Source organism: Flavobacterium branchiophilum FL-15 (genome assembly GCF_000253275.1).
GTDB classification, from domain to species: domain Bacteria; phylum Bacteroidota; class Bacteroidia; order Flavobacteriales; family Flavobacteriaceae; genus Flavobacterium; species Flavobacterium branchiophilum.
Map to the genome: position 1 here is coordinate 1,484,327 of NC_016001.1, position 19,556 is coordinate 1,503,882.

At 32.5% G+C, this 19,556-nt stretch carries 19 protein-coding genes and 3 tRNA genes; 12 read left to right on the forward strand and 10 right to left on the reverse strand.

From position 1 onward, the window contains the following. Positions 1–126 precede the first annotated feature (126 nt). The 6 genes from FBFL15_RS06460 to FBFL15_RS06485 form a co-directional block, all read right to left on the reverse strand. Positions 127–777: a hypothetical protein gene (locus FBFL15_RS06460; RefSeq protein ID WP_148267899.1), complete on the reverse strand. Its 651-nt coding sequence runs from the start codon at positions 775–777 to the stop codon at positions 127–129. A gap of 293 nt (positions 778–1,070) precedes the next feature. Further along, on the reverse strand, positions 1,071–1,604 hold the full coding sequence (locus FBFL15_RS06465) for a hypothetical protein (RefSeq protein WP_014083823.1): 534 nt from the start codon (positions 1,602–1,604) through the stop codon (positions 1,071–1,073). Positions 1,605–1,942: 338 nt separating this feature from the next. Further along, positions 1,943–2,683, reverse strand: coding sequence for a phosphodiester glycosidase family protein (locus FBFL15_RS06470; RefSeq protein ID WP_014083824.1), 741 nt, complete (start codon positions 2,681–2,683; stop codon positions 1,943–1,945). Positions 2,684–3,006: 323 nt separating this feature from the next. Continuing rightward, positions 3,007–3,219: a hypothetical protein gene (locus FBFL15_RS16780; RefSeq protein ID WP_044032188.1), complete on the reverse strand. Its 213-nt coding sequence runs from the start codon at positions 3,217–3,219 to the stop codon at positions 3,007–3,009. Positions 3,220–3,840: 621 nt separating this feature from the next. Next, complete coding sequence (locus FBFL15_RS16585) at positions 3,841–4,083, reverse strand: hypothetical protein (protein ID WP_044032015.1); 243 nt, start codon at positions 4,081–4,083, stop codon at positions 3,841–3,843. Beyond that, entirely contained in the window at positions 4,028–5,179 is a 1,152-nt protein-coding gene (locus FBFL15_RS06485) for an IS110 family RNA-guided transposase (RefSeq protein WP_014083827.1), read from the reverse strand. The genes FBFL15_RS16585 and FBFL15_RS06485 overlap by 56 nt, the downstream gene beginning before the upstream one ends. 503 nt (positions 5,180–5,682) lie before the next feature. On the opposite strand from FBFL15_RS06485, the gene FBFL15_RS06490 reads away from it, so the two are divergent. The 4 genes from FBFL15_RS06490 to FBFL15_RS06505 all read left to right on the forward strand — a co-directional run bounded on the left by FBFL15_RS06490 (position 5,683) and on the right by FBFL15_RS06505 (position 8,327). Then, entirely contained in the window at positions 5,683–5,973 is a 291-nt protein-coding gene (locus FBFL15_RS06490) for a TIGR03643 family protein (RefSeq protein ID WP_014083828.1), read from the forward strand. Between the two features lie 38 nt (positions 5,974–6,011). Further along, on the forward strand, positions 6,012–6,410 hold the full coding sequence (locus FBFL15_RS06495; RefSeq protein WP_014083829.1) for a DUF2452 domain-containing protein: 399 nt from the start codon (positions 6,012–6,014) through the stop codon (positions 6,408–6,410). Next, entirely contained in the window at positions 6,392–7,048 is a 657-nt protein-coding gene (locus FBFL15_RS06500) for a flavin reductase family protein (protein WP_044032189.1), read from the forward strand. The genes FBFL15_RS06495 and FBFL15_RS06500 overlap by 19 nt, the downstream gene beginning before the upstream one ends. 595 nt (positions 7,049–7,643) lie before the next feature. Continuing rightward, the gene (locus FBFL15_RS06505) at positions 7,644–8,327 is read left to right on the forward strand and encodes a carboxylesterase family protein (protein WP_231847492.1); all 684 of its coding nucleotides are present in this window, start codon (positions 7,644–7,646) and stop codon (positions 8,325–8,327) included. Positions 8,328–8,602: 275 nt separating this feature from the next. Here the strand turns inward: FBFL15_RS06505 and hisS are convergent, their stop codons facing one another. Beyond that, the gene (gene hisS / locus FBFL15_RS06510; RefSeq protein ID WP_014083832.1) at positions 8,603–9,982 is read right to left on the reverse strand and encodes a histidine--tRNA ligase; all 1,380 of its coding nucleotides are present in this window, start codon (positions 9,980–9,982) and stop codon (positions 8,603–8,605) included. A 120-nt stretch (positions 9,983–10,102) separates the two neighbouring features. Between hisS and FBFL15_RS06515 the strand changes: the two genes are divergently transcribed. Further along, entirely contained in the window at positions 10,103–11,347 is a 1,245-nt protein-coding gene (locus tag FBFL15_RS06515; RefSeq protein WP_014083833.1) for an ABC transporter permease, read from the forward strand. A gap of 287 nt (positions 11,348–11,634) precedes the next feature. On the opposite strand, the gene FBFL15_RS06520 is transcribed toward FBFL15_RS06515, so the two are convergent. Together FBFL15_RS06520 and guaA are read right to left on the reverse strand one after the other, a co-directional pair. Next, complete coding sequence (locus FBFL15_RS06520; protein WP_014083834.1) at positions 11,635–11,970, reverse strand: hypothetical protein; 336 nt, start codon at positions 11,968–11,970, stop codon at positions 11,635–11,637. A 534-nt stretch (positions 11,971–12,504) separates the two neighbouring features. Then, on the reverse strand, positions 12,505–14,034 hold the full coding sequence (gene guaA, locus FBFL15_RS06525) for a glutamine-hydrolyzing GMP synthase (protein ID WP_014083835.1): 1,530 nt from the start codon (positions 14,032–14,034) through the stop codon (positions 12,505–12,507). 192 nt (positions 14,035–14,226) lie between these two features. Here guaA and FBFL15_RS06530 point away from each other — a divergent pair, with 192 nt between their 5' ends. Beyond that, entirely contained in the window at positions 14,227–14,946 is a 720-nt protein-coding gene (locus FBFL15_RS06530; RefSeq protein ID WP_014083836.1) for a DUF4369 domain-containing protein, read from the forward strand. Positions 14,947–15,158: 212 nt separating this feature from the next. Here the strand turns inward: FBFL15_RS06530 and FBFL15_RS06535 are convergent, their stop codons facing one another. After that, the gene (locus FBFL15_RS06535; protein WP_231847493.1) at positions 15,159–15,833 is read right to left on the reverse strand and encodes a M15 family metallopeptidase; all 675 of its coding nucleotides are present in this window, start codon (positions 15,831–15,833) and stop codon (positions 15,159–15,161) included. A 133-nt stretch (positions 15,834–15,966) separates the two neighbouring features. Here FBFL15_RS06535 and FBFL15_RS06540 point away from each other — a divergent pair. From FBFL15_RS06540 to FBFL15_RS06565, 6 genes are all read left to right on the forward strand, one after another. Further along, positions 15,967–16,053: transfer RNA gene (locus FBFL15_RS06540), tRNA-Ser, on the forward strand. Positions 16,054–16,068: 15 nt separating this feature from the next. After that, positions 16,069–16,143: transfer RNA gene (locus tag FBFL15_RS06545), tRNA-Pro, on the forward strand. A gap of 17 nt (positions 16,144–16,160) precedes the next feature. After that, positions 16,161–16,234, forward strand: a tRNA-Arg gene (locus FBFL15_RS06550). Between the two features lie 191 nt (positions 16,235–16,425). Next, positions 16,426–17,604: an acetyl-CoA C-acyltransferase gene (locus tag FBFL15_RS06555; RefSeq protein WP_014083838.1), complete on the forward strand. Its 1,179-nt coding sequence runs from the start codon at positions 16,426–16,428 to the stop codon at positions 17,602–17,604. 24 nt (positions 17,605–17,628) lie between these two features. Beyond that, positions 17,629–18,390: a C40 family peptidase gene (locus FBFL15_RS06560; RefSeq protein ID WP_014083839.1), complete on the forward strand. Its 762-nt coding sequence runs from the start codon at positions 17,629–17,631 to the stop codon at positions 18,388–18,390. Between the two features lie 86 nt (positions 18,391–18,476). Beyond that, positions 18,477–19,547 carry a serine hydrolase domain-containing protein gene (locus FBFL15_RS06565; protein WP_014083840.1) on the forward strand — a complete coding sequence of 357 codons (1,071 nt, stop codon included), beginning with the start codon at positions 18,477–18,479 and terminating at the stop codon, positions 19,545–19,547. Positions 19,548–19,556: the final 9 nt, after the last annotated feature.

The window sequence follows — 19,556 nt, forward strand, 5'->3', positions numbered from 1 at the left end:
TTTACAAAAAAATAATTTATTGCAACTCTAAATAATCGATTGAAAAACATCATTTGTATCGATAAATAATTCATTGATGGTGTACCGTGCAAAACAACATGCTAGCATTCGACGGTTGTTCTTTTTTTAAACCCATTTTTCTATTCCTTGACTATTCAATATTGATCTTAATACACAATACAGAACATAAGTATTCCAATCGTTTAAATAACTATAACCTCTATTTATTTTGCTAGGATCTTCTGCAGAATATATTGAGAAATAAGATATATAATCTTTAGTTCTAATATTATTCCACGCAATCATTTTTTCAGAATGGTTTATAATTCCGCTAACTTGTATTGTAACGCCATCAACACTAAATTTAACTTCACCAATTGTAAATGCTTCTTTGTTTTCGTACCTTTTGATATATTCGACTACTCTATTATCAAAATAAAATTTTATGATGTTTTGAATTATGTTACCATACAGGTTGTGATATTCTGTTTTTTTTCTACCAAAATATGTTCTGAAATTTATTTTAATTATTTTGTTTTGATTGTTTTTTATATAAATAAAATATTCTCTTCCAAAAGTTAATTTAAAAGTAATCCATTTCATTCCATATCGGAATTCTAAAATTTCATTACTTTTGAAAGTTGTGTAAGGATTTGAAACCCTATCGTTACTTTCAAATTGAATGAATTCTTGTTTTAAAATTAATTTTCTTTGAGCATTATCTATTATACCACGTATTATTGTAAACTCTAATGCGTCTTTTTCCATTTTATTCATGATTTTTTTTAAAATACACCCAACGGTACTATGTAAAAAAAGGGCAGTCAATATTTTTCAAAAATAATAAAAAACTATGAAATAAAAAAGCATTTATTTACAAATTTTCATAAAAAAAAGAGGCACTAAATCCTCTTAAAATGCTAACAAAAAACTTTTCGATAAACCCATAAGGGGCGTGAATGTATTCGGTTTAACTCATTTTATTTTTATAGGTTTTAATTCATTGCTCGGCTTTCAGGTGCAAGGAAAGGCTAGCTGTTATATGCTGTGAGTTTTTACTAGATTTTAGTCTATTTTCTGTTTTTTAATTCATTTTTGTCAATTACTACATATATTGTGTCTACAACTCTACCTCCAGATTTGTCATTATTTGAATTATGAATATTACTTCCAATTCCGTTTCTGTCTAATACTTCAATAGATTTTATGAAGTAGTTTGTTTCACCTCTGTTTTGTAGCCAATTTTTAAAGTATGTTTCGTGATATGAGACTTTTATTTTCCACCCGTTATTTACTGCTGAATCAATCATAGTTACTAAATAGTTTGATTCTTTGTCGTTGTCAATAGAAAATTCAAAAAGTGAGCTTGTATTCATTCCTGTTTGAGTAAGATTTAGTTCTCCCTCCCAAGATTTCCAAAATCTACCTTTTTTTGAAAATTTAGTTAAATAACCAATTCTCTCACCTTCAGAATAAGTTTCAGTTGAATTTATAATGCCAAAAATAAAGAATATAATTAGTCCAATAATCCAAAAATTATTTTTTAGTGATTCAATTGAAAATTTTGATTTGTTTGCGTTGTTTTGGTTAAAATTTCTACTCATGATTTTGATTTAAGGTTTTTGTTTTAATGTCATTTCTGTCTAAATTTTTGAGTGTGCGGTCTCATAGCATATAACGTCAGTCTGTAAAAAAACTGCCGTTAAATATTTTTCAAAAATAATAAAAAACATTGAAATAAAATAGCATTTATTTACAAAATTTCATAAAAAAAGAGGAACCAAATCCACTTAAAATGCTAACAAAAACTTTTCGATAAACCCATAAAGAGGGTTAATGTAATCGGATTAACTCATGGATTTTATTTTAATAGGTTTTAATTCATTGCTCGGCTTTCAGGTGCAAGGAAAGGCAACTGACATTCTTTTCGTTCGTTCGTTACTCATTTATTTTTCTTTACTGTCACACCAAATATAACTCCAAAATTACCGTCTGTTTGTGTCCAATTTTTTTCTGGTAAATACGTCCTTGAAACAAAACCGTCAAGATACAAAGCGTTTTTACAACCCAAGCTTTGGAAGTATTTTGCGAAGTCATAAAAGTTAATTTCTGTCTTGGACATTGCAAACACAACTCTGTTGTCAGGCAAAATGCCAACACCGTTTCTTATGTTTAAATTTGTTGAGCCGTCTTTAAAAGCAGAGTGAACTTGTCCGTCAATAATAAGCATTGGTCCTGATTGCGTGGCATATTTTATTTTACCGTTGTAATTAAAGTTTGTAGTCTTGCAAACAAATGGTTTGTTGTCTGTCGTAATGTAAAAAATGCCGTTGGGTTTTAAATAAAAATTTCCGTTTCCGTCCGCTGTGTCCAAAATCATACGTATTTTTTTGTTTTGTATGAAAAGTCCTTGGGGTGAAAAATCTTTATTAAACATTCCTCCATTCATTGCAAAAGTCAAGGTTAAAGTTTTACTCTCAACATAATTTTTTAGATTTTGAATACTTTTAAAGGTTTCGCCTTTGTCGTTTTTCCAAAAGAGTTGCAAATCTTGTGTTTTAGTGTCAACCGTATAAGTTAAAATTTGGTCGTCAATTGCATTTTGGTTTGTTTTAAAAGCAATTAGTCCAGCAGTCAGCAGAAGTAACAAACCCATTAATAATATTATTCCATTACGTTTCAATTTCTGTTGTTTATTGTTTGCAGTTTAGTATGTTTGGAGCTAACGACAGTCTGTGAAAAAACTGCCGTTAAATATTTTTCAAAAAGAATAAAAAACTATGAAATAAAATAGTTTTTTTTACCCAAACCCACCTCAAATCATCGTTTTACAGCCCATGTTTTTTGGCAACAAAATAATGCTGCTTAAAAATAACCCTTTCGCAAATGGCTTCTATTACATTCAAAAACCAGCGTTTTTTTGGTTTTTTGGATAATAAACAGGGTTTTTTCACAGCCTGACGCATTCTAATATGTCTTTAAAAAAGCTTATCGTTGTGCTATCAACTATTTTGACCTTTTTCCTAAAGCTATCTCAATTCGACTGTTCGACAAAACAAAGCTATATTTCTTGAGTAGGTTGTTATATATTTCTTCAAAAAATTCTACTTTCCTTCCCTTGCTTGTATCTGCCAAAGTACTCTTTTTTGGAAAATGATTGATTCTGACGGTTTCCTCTTTGCCTGATAAACCTAATATTCCTACCGAAACTTCACGCAATGAATTACATTTTTCTAGACAGCAAAAAACCATGCTAAACAAATGAACTTGACATTTGAAATGTTTGACATACCTATCCGAATCATGCTTTTTACGGCTTTCTGAATCATAGAATCATCTAATAAATAAATCAACTGTCCGAAAACAGTTTTTGTTGAAAAATACTTATTATTGCCCATCGATATTTTAGTTTTGCAACACAAAAATACGATGTTTTTTAAGTAGCCATTAATTTGTCTTCTTTTTTATCGGACAACAATGTTATAAAATAAAGTTTATTTTAAATTTGAAAAAATATATTATCTTATTTTTTAAATTTTTATTCCAAAGTTTGTTTTACATTCTAATGCACTAGCCCAGACAGCAATGAAAAGGTACTATCTTAAAATCCAAATTTTTTTTCCATAATTTTCATAAAAAATTGACTTTTTTTTATTTTCATTTAATTCGTTTTTAATATTGTTTTTTTGATGGATGGTGCAAAAATGAATGTCATTAATTGAATCATTTCAGGTCATACTTTCTATTTTTTTGTACTTTTGCCATGCAAAAATGAAATTCATTTTACTGCTCCTTTAATTTATTAATTGGGCAGTTTTTTTATAAGAGTTTAAAAAAGAATTAGACATTTCTTGTTGTTGGTTTGTTATTTTTTGTATAATTGCCAATCTGCATTCCTTTGTTTTCTTCTTTATTTGAATATAAATTAAACCACTTCCACTCTGACCAATTTGTGTCTAAAAATAGTGTGAATTTTATTAAATCATCGAACCTGTATTTTAGACATTTTGCTGTTCCATCAGCGTTGTTACGCAACTTCACAATGGCTATGTATTTTTTCTTTTTTTTTATCTTTTGTTTCATTATCTTCTTTTTTTTCATAATTTTGCACCTCTGAGAAACCGCTTTTTAAGCTGTTATCTTGTATAGCCTCGGAATTCATTTCGGGGCTATCTTTTTTATAATCAGGATTATAGGGTTCATTTTTCTTCCAAATATGATATATTAAAACCAATTGTTTTTTTTGAACTGCTACATAGCTTTTCATCTTTATGCCATGTTTTGCAAATGTCCTTTCATATAAACTCACCAATGGTTTTTCTTTATATTTTATAGCTACAAATGCTGGCATAAACAAAGCCCTACGAATACGACTATTTCCTTTTTTAGAAATTTTTGTCTTTCCAACACTCATCCCAGATTCTCTTTCAACAACATCAAATCCAGCATACGACACTAATTGCTTGTAATTTTTGAACAATTCAAAGCCATTTGTCTCAGCTATAATGGTTGATACACTAAGCAATGCAATCCCTTTTATTTTGCAAATGTTGTCCACTTTTTGTTTTAGAACCTGGTCTGAATTAATCAAATTTTTCATTAATTTTTCAAGCTCTTTAAGCTGTTCGTTGAACAATTCAATGATTGCCTTTTGTTGGTTTATCATCATTTCACTCATATACATGCTGTTTTCTAAAGCATGGAGTTGATTGTTAATGACTGTTTTTTGATCTTGTAAATTTTGATACTGTCTTGTGTATTGTCGCAATTCATAATACAACTTACCCATGGGTTGCCAAAGTTCCAAACATTGTTCTGCTCCCATTTTTGACAATCCTTTGGCATCAATGCTGTCGTTTTTAGATTTTAATCCTAAAGAAATTAAATAATGCTTTGCCTTATTTGGCAAAATAATGGAAACGGCATACTTTTTTTCTGAAAAATAAAGGGCACAATTTTCGTGATAAACACCTGTAGCCTCCATGCACATAACCAAGGGAATTTCTTGCAACTTTTTCTTTTTGACAATCCATTCGTCCATGCTCTGAAATCCTTTCAAAGTGTTTGGAAATGAAGTACTTGCTACTACAGTTACTTTTTGATTACAATCAATTACAGACATGCAAATATCAATTTTTTTACTTGCAACGTCCAATCCTACTGAATACTTAATGCTCATAATTATTTCTTTTTAGGATAACAAAATATTACATTTACCTTTGCTCATTTTTTATACAACATCTAAACTAAATAGTATAGTGCTTAAGTACTAATTGTGGTTATTTTGTAATAAAAACAAAGTTGATTTTCCTTTCGCATGAATATCATTAAATGTATTTAGCCCGCAAACAATTATGCAACTTTGTTTTGTTATCTATTATCAATTTTTAATTTTCAAAAATACATTTTTTTTGTAAATTATTATCAGATGCAAAGATATGAGCCCGGAGGCCCAAAAAGTAGTTTTTCTTGGTATAAAAAAGCGACCAACGGAAGCTCTTTTTATACCATAGAAAAACACTTTTTTGGGGTGAGGACTTGTAATGGATGGCTGGAAATAGCTTCTAGAAAGGAACAGCTTATTTAATATATATATTTTTTTATTAAAATAAGAAAAAAAATAAATGCAATTCAAATTTTTGCTGTATTTTTGTCTAATGTTTTTAGATAAAGATTAAACACATGGTAAGTAGGACAACAAGGCAATGGAATGAAGTTGCCCAAGATAGGATTATAGAAATGGCTTGGGAGGACAGAACACCCTTTGAGGCTATTGAATTTCAATTTGGTTTGAAAGAATCCGATGTTAAAATATTGATGAAAAAATCATTAACATGGAAGAGTTATGTGCTATGGCGGCAAAGGGTAGAAAATTGTAAAACCAAGCATGCAAGCAAACGCAATGGAGCCATTTGCAGATTCAAATGCAGTCGTCAAAAAGCGATATCAAATAATACAATATCCAAACGGTAAATGGATTGTAATTTATATAAAATATTAAAAAAATCATTATGAATAAGAAATTACCTGATCAAGTTGTATATGATACTGCATTAGGGTATCATGCCAATAGGTTGTCTTATCCGACTCAAGTGGGGGCACCCGTCATTCAAATAGATGATGTGGCGGCATGGAAAACAAGGGGAGTAAGACAAGTAAATAAAGAATTTGAACAAAAGTTTAGTGAGCTCAAATTGCAATTTGAAAAGCTCATGATGGAGTTTGAGTGGAATGAAGTTATATATAAATCTAAGTTTTCGTTTGAACCCGTTATTGGCGAAATATATCATTTGTATGAAAACAAACATGGCGAACATTTTTTGTCATTAATAGGACCAAAGGATTGGAATAAGGAACATGTAGGGAGTTTTCAATTAAATAGCGAAAAAAAATGGATCAAAATAGATTGATACCCCAAAAATACCTTTCTCAAAAAATGCTTTTAGACATGGAGCAGCAACAAAAGGTACAGTTTATAAATAGTGTTATTGGTTTTAAAAGTGTATGTTTAATAGGTACACAGAACAAAGCACAACAAACAAATGTAGCTATTTTTAGTTCGTTGATACACATTGGCAGTAATCCGCCATTGTTTGGCATTGTTTTTCGACCAAACACCGTTGAACGGCATACACTTGAAAATATTTTGAACACGGGGTGTTATACCATAAATCATATTCATGAACAGATGCACCAACAAGCCCATCAAACAGCTGCACGATATGATAGAAATACATCTGAATTTGATGCAACAGGATTGACACCCGAATACAAAAACGATTTTTTTGCTCCTTTTGTTCAAGAAAGTAGGGTGCAGCTGGCAATGGAATTGCGAGACAAAATAACCTTATCGATAAACAACACCGAGTTGATCATTGGAGAAATCAAAGAGATGTATTTTCCAGAAGCAGGATTGCAAAAAGATGGATTTTTGGATATCGAACAATTAGGCACTATCACTTGCTCTGGATTGGATAGTTATCATAAAACCACACAAATTGCAAGATGGAGTTATGCAAAACCCGACAAACCAATTTCATTAAAATAACCCATGATAGGTACAAAGCACAATTTAGTTACCTTTACAATACATTTGAGCCATTTTTTATAACAATTTGGCTTACTATAACTTAGCGTTTTGGTATTTTTTAATGGAGTTTTTGATTATTACCAAAAAAAATAATTAATAGAATAATAAACAGTATTTTATTTTGATAAAAAAATGATTATGTAGTTAATAAAAGTAAGTATTATATGGTAATTTTTCATAATATGTAATTTGAAATTTATTAAATAAAAAGTTATAAAAAAACTAAATTTATCAAAAAAAAGATTGAAAGATTGAAAAATTTAAAGATTTAATAAATTTAAATTATAATTTTAACCTCTAACCTCTAACCTCTAACCTCTAACCTCTAACCTCTAACCTCTAACCTCAAACCTTTAACCTCTAACTTCTAACCTCTAACCTCTAACCTCTAACCTCTAACCTCTAACCTTTAACCTCTACCCTCTAACCTCTAACCTCTACCTTCATACTTCATACTTCATACTTCATACTTCAAACCTTCTCCCCCCTCAAGTTTTGAATTTTAATTTTTTAGATGTACCTTGCCAAAAAATTATTCACTATTTAAAAATCCATGATGAAATTCAAAGTGCTTTTCCTTTTTTTATTGCTAACACATTTATTATCAGCCCAAATGAAATCTGTTATAGGGCAAACACAATATCCGTTTTGGATCCATTTGCCAACTGCAGAAGTTGTAAACAACAAGCCACCATTGTTGGTTTTTTTGCATGGGCGTAGCCTTTCTGGAACAAATTTGAATCGGGTAAAAAGATATGGAGTGCTAAATGCTATCGAAAAAGGGCTTCAAATTCCTGCCATCGTTATTGCACCACAAGTAGCTTCTGGCTCGTGGAATCCCGACAAGGTTTTGGAATTGATCAATTACATCAAAAAAAATTACGACATCAACGAAAACAAAATATATGTTTGTGGCATGAGCCTAGGGGGTTATGGCACGTTGCATTTTGCGGGCAAATATCCAGATAAAATCACGGCAGGAGTAGCCATTTGTGGTGGGGGCAATGTGCCAGATGGATGTAGATTGTCCAAAGTTCCCCTTTGGATAGAACACGGCACCAATGATAGGGCGGTGCCACTTTCTGAATCGCAAAAAGTAGTCAATGCTATCAAAAAATGCAATCCAGAGGCCGAATTAAAATTTATAGTCGTTCCAGGTGGCACACACGGCAGCGTCGAACGTATTTTTCATCGATCGGAGATGTATGATTGGCTATTGAGCCACGAAAAAAAATAATACCAAATATATTTATAAAATAGTCCAAAGATGCGTAGTTATTTTTTAGAAAAAATTTTCAAAAAAAATCGTTGCATAGCTGGGCTACGGAACTATTTTTTTTGACTCATTTTAGCAAAAAAGAACCAATAGATTGGACTATTTTATATGTATATTTGGTATAAGTTATAAAGCCAAAAAAAACTCAAAAGATATTCTTTTGAGTTTTTTTTATTCCAAATATATTTTATAAGTATATTTGGTATTAATCCTAATGTTTTGTAGTTTGGGTTGTGTCAAGATGCTTTTTCCAAGTATTGTACCAAGGTTTCTAAATCAACCAAAACTTGATCGCCTGTAATTAAATTTTTCAAAGCATATTGATTATGAGCCATTTCGCTTTCGCCCACAATTACCGCATACGGTATTTGACGTTTGTCGGCATACATAAATTGCTTGCCCACTTTTACTTTATCTGGATACAAATCTACTTTTATACCCTTAGCCCTCAAGGCTTTAATGGCTTTCATGGCATACAAAGCTTCTGTTTCGCCATAATTTACAAACAAAGCCACAACAGACGAGGTAACCGTTTCTGGAAACAATTGCAACTCATCTAAAACCAAATAAATACGGTCTAAACCAAATGAAATTCCAACGCCACCAACGTTTTTTAAACCAAAAATACCCGTCAAATCGTCATATCTGCCACCACCTCCAATAGAGCCCATCGAAACCGTTTTTGGAGCCGCAACTTCAAAAATGGCACCCGTATAATAGTTTAAACCTCTTGCCAAAGTAACGTCCAACTCTAATGTAGCGGCCGATAATCCAAGAGCAGCTATTTGATTGCCAATAAAAGTCAATTCGTCAATTCCTTTCATTCCAATTTCAGATTCTTGCAAAAGTAAAGAAAGTTGGGCCACTTTTTCATTAAAATTTCCCGAAAAAGCAAACAATGGTTGCACTTTATCTAGGCTTTTGGGTTCTATACCTTTTTCAAGCATCTCTTTTTTTACACCTTCTTCGCCAATTTTGTCTAATTTGTCCAATGCAACAGTAAAATCAATCAATTTCTCCGAGGCTCCAATAACTTCAGCAATGCCCGACAAAATTTTTCGGTTATTCATCTTAATTGTAACACCATGTAGCCCCAAGTCAGCAAATACTTGATCATATAACTGTATCAATTCTACTTCTTGCCAAAGCGAATTGGAACCAACAACATCGGCATCACACTGAAAAAACTCTCTGAACCGTCCTTTTTGAGGTCGATCTGCCCGCCAAACTGGCTGAATTTGATACCTTTTAAACGGAAATTCAATATCATTTTGGTGTTGCACCACATACCTTGCAAAAGGAACTGTCAAATCATATCGAAGGGCTTTTTCAGAAATTTTAGGCGTCAGTTGTTTGGCATTCATGGTTGGCAACGTTGCGGCATCTATTTTACTCAAATAATCACCACTATCCAAAATCTTAAAAATCAACCTGTCGCCTTCTTCCCCATATTTCCCCATCAACGTGTCCGAATTTTCAAACGAAGGAGTTTCTATAGGTTGAAAACCAAAACGCTCAAATTGGGCTTTGATTTTTGAAATAATATATTGCCGTTTCAAAACTTCCGACGGCGAAAAATCTCTTGTGCCTTTTGGAATGCTCGGTTTTGTTGCCATTTTACTAAAATTTATTTTTCTATTTTTAAAATGCAAATATCTAAATTTTTAAAATAAAAAAATCAAATTTTAATTGTTATCTTGTAACAATTTGTGTAATTTCGTGACAAATCTAGTATGATGCTAAAATTATTCAAAGAAAATATCAAAATCGCCTTGGGTTCCATTCGAACTCAAGTATTACGTACCGTACTAACGGTATTTATTATTGCCATTGGAATTATGGCTCTAGTAGGAATTCTTACTGTAGTAGCCGCTCTCGAAAACAAAATTTCTACAAATTTTGCCTCAATGGGTTCTAATACTTTCAATTTTACACAATACGATTTTGCACAACGCAACAGAGGCTCCAACGAAACCGAAACCATCAACCCCATCATCAGCTATTCAGATGTGGTAGAATTTAAACGAAAATACAACTACCCCCTTACACAAACCGCCATTTATTTTACAGCAACTACAAATGCCAAAGTAAAATTTGAATCACAAAAAACAGATCCAGAAATAGCCGTACTAGGAGTAGATGAAAATTACATGCAAAATTCAGGACTTATTGTCGATAAAGGACGTAATTTTGCTCCTTTCGACATTCAAAATAATACCTATTCAGTAGTAATTGGCTCCGATTTTTTGAAAGGAATTTTCAAAGATGTACCCAATCCTCTCGATAAAATTATAGCCATACGTGGGGCAAAATTTAAAGTAATTGGAATATTGAAAGAAAAAGGTTCTACTTTTGGACGCAGTCAAGATTTGAGAGTTTTCATCCCCATTCAATTAGCCCGCTCCTTGTTTACAAAACCCAACATCAACTACTCCGTAAGTTCGATGGTTCAAAAACACGAAATTTTAGACCAAGCCGTAGATAATGCCACCATCACCATGCGAAAAGTACGTGGTCTCAACCCAACCCAAGACAATAATTTTGCCATTTCTCGCAGCGACGATTTATTACACAAAATTGCCGACATGACGGGCTATCTCAATGTAGCAGCCATCGTTATCGGATTAATCACCATTTTTGGTTCCTCTATCGCCCTAATGAACATCATGTTCGTTTCTGTAACCGAACGCACCCGCGAAATAGGTGTAAGAAAAGCACTTGGTGCCAAACGTTCCACCATTGCCACTCAATTTTTTATGGAAACCATCATCATCGGACAGCTCGGAGGCATTTTAGGCACTATTCTTGGAATCCTCATTGGCTTTGCCTTTGCAAAAGCCCTCGATTTTACCTTCGTAACCCCCTGGAAAGCCATCTTCGGGGCCTTTGGTATCAGCTTTTTAGTAGCCATCATTTCTGGTTTAATACCCGCCCTAAAAGCAGCAAAACTCGATCCAATAGAATCCTTGCGATACGAATAAAAAAGAAAATTATTTTTATTTGGGCACCTTTTCCGCCCTCCGTTCCCGCTTTTTTTTCTTGCCGCAAACCTATCTAGCCGTTCAGCGGCAAGAAAAAAAGAGCTCCACTCAGGTCGGGGTGCAAAACTTGTGCACATTGGCAACACCTCGTTTTTATAGTAGGTATTGACGTGTTTTATATATTTGAGGTATAAATATTTTTTTATTTCAAATAATTCTAAATGGTATTAGACTATTTTTATATGTCTAAATGGTATTATATTGAAATCAAATCATAAAAATAAGTATTAGTAAATAGGTTTTTTATATTTTAACCAAAAGGCAATAAAACCCATTCCAATAAAGTTGGATATCAAAAAGAAAAGTGCATTGTCCAATAATTCGGGCGATTTCAGTTCGTCCCAATTGGTATCATATCCATAAGTGTAGCCTAAAAATTTTTCAAGTAAATAACCAACTACTATCAATACAATACACGGAATTAAGGCTGCATATAAAATTTTTTCAACTAAAATTAATTTATTTGTAAAATAAATATTAATAAATAAAATAAAAAAATTTATTTTAAAATATATAAAATAAGAAGGTTCCGCATAATAGTTCACATGGTAAGGTGATGGCATATAAAAAACAGATAATAATATCAGTAATACACTAATATAAATTTTATATTTAAATATTTTATTGCATATCATAAAAGTATGTTTATCAAATGGTTTACAATAATTAATTCAAAAATCGTTGTTTTATACCAAATATATTTATAAAATAGTCCAAAGATGCGTAGTTATTTTTTAGAAAAAAAAATTTCAAAAAAAATCGTTGCATAGCTGGGCTACGGAACTATTTTTTTAGAATAATTTTAGCATAAAAGTACAAGTAGATTGGACTATTTTATAGGTATATTTGGTATTAGTCAATATCTAATAATTTTAAAAATAAAAATAAAAAAACCTACCATATAATAAAATACAGCAGGTAAGTTTTAAAAATAGATGTTCCCATCTGCTAACAGAAATGATATAGCGATTAATCAAATTCTATTTTACACACAAATATTCAAAAAATATTTACGTTGCTGATCGACAAAATATTTTTTTATATTTTATTTTCAGCAAAAAAAACACTGTAGATTGGCTATATGAGATCCTCTTATTTTATTCCCATTCTATAGTTGCTGGGGGTTTAGAGCTTATGTCATATACCACTCTATTAACACCTTTAACTTTATTAATAATATCATTTGATATTTTCATCAAAAAATCATAAGGCAAGTGTACCCAGTCGGCAGTCATTCCGTCAGTAGATTCTACAGCTCTTAGTGCAACTACTTTTTCATAAGTTCGTTCATCGCCCATAACTCCAACACTGTTTACTGGTAGTAAAATAGCACCCGCTTGCCATACTTTATCATATAATCCCCACGATTTTAAACCTTCAATAAATACGGCATCAACTTCTTGTAAAATAGAAACTTTTTCGGGAGTAATATCTCCTAAAATTCTTATAGAAAGTCCTGGACCTGGAAACGGATGACGCCCCAAAAGCTCTGGATCTATTCCTAAAGTGGCCCCTACTCTTCTTACTTCGTCTTTAAACAACATACGAAGGGGTTCTACTATTTTCAACTTCATATAATCAGGCAAACCACCCACATTGTGATGCGATTTGATTGTTGCCGATGGGCCTTTTACCGAAACAGATTCAATAACATCTGGATAAATGGTTCCTTGTGCGAGCCATTTTACATCTTCAATAATTTTTGATTCGTCGTCAAAAACTTCTACAAAAACCCTTCCAATGATTTTGCGTTTGGTTTCAGGGTCACTTACACCCGCTAACTCATTCAAAAATCTGCTGCCTGCATCAACTCCTTTTACATTGAGCCCCATGCCTTTATATTGGTCTAGAACTTTTTGAAATTCATTTTTGCGAAGTAAACCATTATTTACAAATATACAATACAAATTTTTGCCAATTGCTTGGTGCAACAAAACAGCTGCCACCGTAGAATCTACACCACCCGATAGCCCTAAAACCACTTTGTCATTTTGAAGTTTTTCTTTCAATTCTGCAACCATATCGGTTACAAAAGCATTTGGTGTAAAATTTTGCGGTACTTCTGCAATTTTAACCAAAAAATTCTCTAACATTTTAGTTCCTTCTGTAGAATGATATACCTCTGGATGAAATTGTATGGCATAAGTCATTTCGCCTTCTATACGAAAAGCTACATTTTCTACGTCATGAGTACTGGCCAGTTTTATAGCATTTGTAGGCAACGATTTAATAGTATCTGAATGACTCATCCAAACTTGAGAATTTTCAGAAATTCCTTCAAAAAACAATTCGTTTTCTTTGATATAATGCAAATGGGCTCTACCATATTCTCTAATATTGGATGCAGCCACTTCGCCACCACTAAAATGAGCCAAATATTGTGCTCCATAACACACAGCTAACAAAGGCAAATGTCCTCTTATTTGAGACAAATCGGGGTGCAAAGCATCTGCTGCTCGAACAGAAAAGGGGCTTCCGCCTAATATTACTGCTTTGTAGGAAGACAAATCACTTGGTATTTTGTCATAAGGAAATATTTCGCAGAATATGTTTAATTCGCGAACTCGTCGGGCAATCAATTGGGTATATTGCGACCCGAAATCTAGGATAAGTACGTTTTCTTGCATGGTCGCAAAATTACTTTTATTTTTATTTAATTAAAAAAATGAACCCTTTTTTTTATCATTTTTTTTCAAAATTTGTTACAAAAATCCAAGAACAATCGATTTAGAGGTATTATTTGCATTTTTAATCCATAAAATAGGTTGGGTTTAGCATTTTTTTTATTCATTTGCACAAAATTAAAAAATACATTAAAAATGAAAAAAATTATATTACTAACCTTTGGTTTGTTTTTATTTTGGGCTTGCAACGAAAAAAAATCTGATACTAATTTACATATTACAGGTAAAATAAAAGGATTGAAAAATGGAACTTTATACATTCAAAAAGTAGTAGATACCAGCTTGGTTGTTTTAGATACCATTAAAATAGATGGAAATGATACATTTGAAAGCCATTTAAAAATTGACTCGCCAGAAATGTATTACTTATTTTTAGACAGAGGCGTTACCAATTCAAAAGATAATAATTTGTTGTTTTTTGCAGAACCAGGCAACATTACTATCGAAACTACTCTCGACAAATTTTTGTATGATGCCCAAGTAACGGGGTCTAAAAACAATGATTTATTTGTTGAACATAAAAAAATAACATCAAAATACAATGAAGAACATTTGAATTTGTTAGAAGAAAAATTTTTTGCTACCAAAACAAAAAATACCAAAAAAGTGGACAGTATCAATGCAGTTCAAAATGCAAACCTGATTAGAAAATATTTATATACCGTAAATTTTGCCATCAATCATCGTGATTATGAGGTAGCACCTTATATAGCACTTTCTGAAATTTATGACGTCAATATGAAATATTTGGACACCATTCAAAAATCGATGACACCAAAAGTTGCCCAATCTACTTACGGAAAAAAATTAACTCAATTTGTAGCAGACCGCAAAAAGCAAGAACAAGGACAGTAATCTTATCCAAAATAGCAAGAAATACATCCTGTTTCTGCCATTTTTTTTAACTTAAATTAAGCGTTAGACCTCATAATGAAATCTAAAATTTACAATAAATTTTAAATTGTATGTATTGATAACGCTTAATTTGTGTTTTAAATCTTTTTATTACATCTTACACAATAATATAATATTGGTATTTTGGAATGATATTTAAAATAATAATATATTTAATTACAATTCCATTTAAAATTAGAAATTTTTTCTGAAAATCCAGTTTCCAAATTGTAATGCCACCATTCCGATTCAAAAATTTTGAAACCGTGTAATTCCATCCCTTTTTTCAACATTTTTCTGTTACACAACGCTTCTTCTGTCAATAATTGATAATCATGTGCCGCTTCTGGACCAAAAAAATCGAAAGCTGTACCCATTTCTAACTCGTTTCCACAAAAATCTACCAAAGTCAAATCAACTGCTGCACCTCTATTGTGCACAGAACCTCGAGCTGGATTGGCAACATAATTGGAATTTGGTACAATTTTCCACATTTTTTTTTGAATATCCAAAGGTCTGTAACAATCAAAAAGTTTGATTTTATAGCCTCGTTCCATAAAATAACGTTGTGCTTGGAGCAAGGCAACAACTGTTTTATATCTCAATAAACAAACTTCACAATCATATACTTGTTGTTTTAAAAAATTATCATGGGTAGCATATTTCATTTCCAACACAAAATCTTTGCTAAAGTCCCATATATTGACAAAAGTAGAATCGTTTTTTGGAATTTTAAGTAGCTTTTCTGCCGATTTAGTTTTGGAATTTGATTTTTTGATTTGAGAAAGCACCAAAAAAGGCAGCATAATAAGGGATATCAGTAAAAAAGATTTGATTTTTTTTAACATATATAAGCTTGTAAATGAGTAAGTTCGTTTGAATAAAGAACAAAATTACAAAAAAAAATGATTTTTTTGTTGTTTCAAACAAAAAAAGTATATATATTTGCAACCGCTTAAAAGAATTACGATCATTGAGTTTGGAGAGTTGCCTGAGAGGCCGAAAGGACATGTTTGCTAAACATGCGTATGGGAAACTGTACCAAGGGTTCGAATCCCTTACTCTCCGCAAAAAATTAATATTCGGGGTGTAGCGTAGCTCGGTTATCGCGCCTGCTTTGGGAGCAGGAGGCCGCAGGTTCGAATCCTGCCACCCCGACTTTTTTTAAACTAAATGGAGGCATAGCTCAGCTGGATAGAGCACCTGCCTTCTAAGCAGGCGGTCGAAGGTTCGAATCCTTCTGCCTTCACAAAAACCTTCTCATTTTGAGAAGGTTTTTTTGTTATGGGTGGTCTTTATATTTTACCAATAAAAAATTCCTATCATTCTAGGTTAAATTGATGTTTTTTTTATTAAATTCGCAATTCAAATAACCAAAAAATTGCATTATGATACTATTAACAGTATTGTAAATAACCTATAACATTAAATTAGAACATGATGAGTAAAAAAATTGTAATCGTTTCAGCAGTAAGAACACCAATTGGTAGTTTTATGGGGGCTTTATCAACAGTTTCGGCACCACAATTAGGAGCAGTAGCTATAAAAGGAGCTTTAGACAAAATCCAATTAGACCCACAATTGGTAGATGAAGTTTTGATGGGCAACGTAGTGCAAGCAGGTGTTGGACAAGCTCCAGCCCGACAAGCGGCACTTTTAGCTGGGCTTCCAAATACAGTGGTTGCTACAACCATCAACAAAGTGTGTGCTTCTGGAATGAAAGCTGTCATGCAAGGTGCACAAGCCATTTTAGCTGGCGATGCCGACATCATTGTGGCGGGGGGCATGGAAAATATGAGTCTTATACCACATTATGTTGCTATGCGAAATGGAGTGAAATTTGGCCCTACATCAATGGTCGATGGCATGCAAAAAGATGGATTAACAGATGCTTATGATCAACAGGCTATGGGGGTTCATGCGGATAGTTGTGCAACTGAATACCAAATTAGCCGACAAGATCAAGACGATTTTGCTATTACATCATACAAACGGTCGGCAGCAGCCTGGGAAGCTGGTAAGTTTGACAATGAAATTGTTCCTGTCAGTATTCCACAACGCAAAGGGGAACCCATCATTTTTGCAAAAGACGAAGAGTTTACCAACGTAAAACTTGATAAAATTCCGCAGTTAAATCCTGTTTTCACAAAAGACGGTACTGTTACAGCGGCCAATGCTTCGACTATTAATGATGGTGCAGCAGCCGTTATTTTGATGACAGAAGAAAAAGCTTTAGCATTAGGCTTAAAACCTTTGGCCTATATCAAAGGCTATGCAGATGCAGCACAAGAACCAAAATGGTTTACTACTGCTCCTGCAAAAGCACTTCCAAAAGCCTTAGAAAAAGCAGGTATTACAATGAACGAAGTAGAATATTTTGAATTTAACGAAGCTTTTTCTGTTGTTGGACTTGTAAATGCTAAAATTTTAGGCCTTCAAGCCGATACTATCAACGTAAATGGTGGGGCAGTATCATTAGGTCATCCGCTGGGCTGTTCTGGTGTACGAATTATTGTAACTTTATTGCATGTTTTAGAACAAAATAATGCAAAAATTGGTGCAGCAGCCATTTGTAACGGTGGTGGTGGTGCTTCGGCAATTGTTATTGAAAGATATTAAATGTTTAAATAAAAATTTTATGTAATGTTTGGAATTTGTAATTTATCAAACGTCCCATTAAGATGTGAACCCAACGACAGAAGCGAAATGGTTTCGCAAGTGTTGTTTGGCGAACATTTTAAAGTATTAGATATTCAAAATCAATGGGTTAAAATTCATTTGGCCTTTGATGATTATGAAGGATGGATAGACCTAAAACAATTCCAAATCATTACAGAATTAGAATATAAAACATTAACCAAAAAAAAATTAATACTAAACGCAGATTTGGTCGAATATATTTCTAGCAATAATGGATTTTTGACACCGATAACTTTAGGAGCTTCATTATCTTTTTTAGACGAACCTTCGATTAATACGGATCAATATGAATTTACAGGCAATAAAATTTTCGGTAAAAAAGCTAAAAAAAATATCATCAAAACTGCGTATATGTATTTGAATGCCCCTTATTTGTGGGGAGGCAAAACACCTTTTGGCATAGATTGTTCTGGATTTACTCAAATGGTATATAAACTCAATGGACATAAGTTAAAAAGAGACGCTTCGCAACAAGCCAAACAAGGCGAAGCTTTAAGTTTTATAGAAGAGAGTCAAGCAGGTGATTTGGCTTTTTTTGATAACGATGAAGGAAATATTATCCATGTTGGCATCATCATGGAGGGCAATTATATCATTCATGCTAGTGGCAAAGTAAGAATTGATCGTCTTGATCATCTTGGTATTTTTAATGCTCAACAAAACAGACATACACATAAATTAAGGGTCATCAAAAAAATAATTTAAAATTACATTATTTTTATTTATAATGAATTAATAATAAAACTTCATTATTTTTTTAGTTTGTTTACTTAAAATACATAACTTACTATATGAAATATTTTACAACTTTTTGTTTATTAATCCTTTTAGCGTGTAGTAATGAAAATAATCCAGAAGTTACACAAGCAGAAGAGTCATTATATTTTCCGCCAATAGGCGAAAATAATTGGGAAACCAAATCTTTAACCTCATTAGGTTGGAATACCCAAGCCGTAGTGCCTTTGTTGGATTATTTACAAAGTAAAAATACCAAATCATTTATCATTTTAGTTAACGGACGTATCGTTTTAGAACAATATTTTGATGGCCATACCTCAAGTTCATTATGGTATTGGGCTAGTGCTGGCAAAACACTCACGAGTACCCTAACGGGTATAGCCCAACAAGAAGGCTATATCAACATCAACAACAAGGTGTCTCAATATTTGGGTGTAGGATGGACCGCTGCACCTGTTGCCAAAGAAAATTTAATCACTTGCAAGCACCTGCTGAATATGACATCTGGGCTAGATGACAGCTTAGGAGATGTGGTTTTGCCAGCCAATTTGCAATATGTTGCAGATGCTGGAAGCCGGTGGGCATACCATAATGTGTATGTAAAACTGCAAGATGTTGTAAGTAATGCAACAAATACCAGTTGGAATAATTATTTTAATATAAAATTACGGAATAAAATTGGAATGAGTACCACTGGCTTATGGAATAATACAGCCGATGGATTAAGAATATATTGGAGTGATACCCGAAGTATGGCCCGTTTTGGCTTGTTGATGTATAATCATGGTAAATGGCAAAATGAAACCATTGTCCATGAATCTTTTTGGTCTGAAGCCATCCAACCATCTCAAAATATCAATTTGTCTTATGGTTATTTGTGGTGGCTCAATGGCAAACCAAGTTACCATTTACCACAAACCCAATGGCAGTTTACGGGAAGTTTAATACCAACAGCACCAACCGATTTATACATGGCTTTGGGCAAAAATGACCAAAAAATATATATTGTGCCAAGTAAAAAAATGGTAGTGATAAGAATGGGAAATGCTGCAGACAATGTGAATGCAGCACTTTCTGATTTTGATGCTGTATTATGGCAAAAAATCAATACATTATTTCCATAAACATACAAA

Coding starts and splice junctions, on each gene's coding strand:
- FBFL15_RS06460 (WP_148267899.1), bottom strand. CDS start 777: ATGAATAAAATGGAAAAAGACGCATTAGAGTTTACAATAATACGTGGT.
- FBFL15_RS06465 (WP_014083823.1), bottom strand. CDS start 1,604: ATGAGTAGAAATTTTAACCAAAACAACGCAAACAAATCAAAATTTTCA.
- FBFL15_RS16585 (WP_044032015.1), bottom strand. CDS start 4,083: ATGAAACAAAAGATAAAAAAAAAGAAAAAATACATAGCCATTGTGAAG.
- FBFL15_RS06485 (WP_014083827.1), bottom strand. CDS start 5,179: ATGAGCATTAAGTATTCAGTAGGATTGGACGTTGCAAGTAAAAAAATT.
- FBFL15_RS06490 (WP_014083828.1), top strand. CDS start 5,683: ATGGTAAGTAGGACAACAAGGCAATGGAATGAAGTTGCCCAAGATAGG.
- FBFL15_RS06495 (WP_014083829.1), top strand. CDS start 6,012: ATGAATAAGAAATTACCTGATCAAGTTGTATATGATACTGCATTAGGG.
- FBFL15_RS06500 (WP_044032189.1), top strand. CDS start 6,392: ATGGATCAAAATAGATTGATACCCCAAAAATACCTTTCTCAAAAAATG.
- FBFL15_RS06505 (WP_231847492.1), top strand. CDS start 7,644: ATGATGAAATTCAAAGTGCTTTTCCTTTTTTTATTGCTAACACATTTA.
- hisS (WP_014083832.1), bottom strand. CDS start 9,982: ATGGCAACAAAACCGAGCATTCCAAAAGGCACAAGAGATTTTTCGCCG.
- FBFL15_RS06515 (WP_014083833.1), top strand. CDS start 10,103: ATGCTAAAATTATTCAAAGAAAATATCAAAATCGCCTTGGGTTCCATT.
- FBFL15_RS06520 (WP_014083834.1), bottom strand. CDS start 11,970: ATGCCATCACCTTACCATGTGAACTATTATGCGGAACCTTCTTATTTT.
- guaA (WP_014083835.1), bottom strand. CDS start 14,034: ATGCAAGAAAACGTACTTATCCTAGATTTCGGGTCGCAATATACCCAA.
- FBFL15_RS06530 (WP_014083836.1), top strand. CDS start 14,227: ATGAAAAAAATTATATTACTAACCTTTGGTTTGTTTTTATTTTGGGCT.
- FBFL15_RS06535 (WP_231847493.1), bottom strand. CDS start 15,833: ATGTTAAAAAAAATCAAATCTTTTTTACTGATATCCCTTATTATGCTG.
- FBFL15_RS06555 (WP_014083838.1), top strand. CDS start 16,426: ATGAGTAAAAAAATTGTAATCGTTTCAGCAGTAAGAACACCAATTGGT.
- FBFL15_RS06560 (WP_014083839.1), top strand. CDS start 17,629: ATGTTTGGAATTTGTAATTTATCAAACGTCCCATTAAGATGTGAACCC.
- FBFL15_RS06565 (WP_014083840.1), top strand. CDS start 18,477: ATGAAATATTTTACAACTTTTTGTTTATTAATCCTTTTAGCGTGTAGT.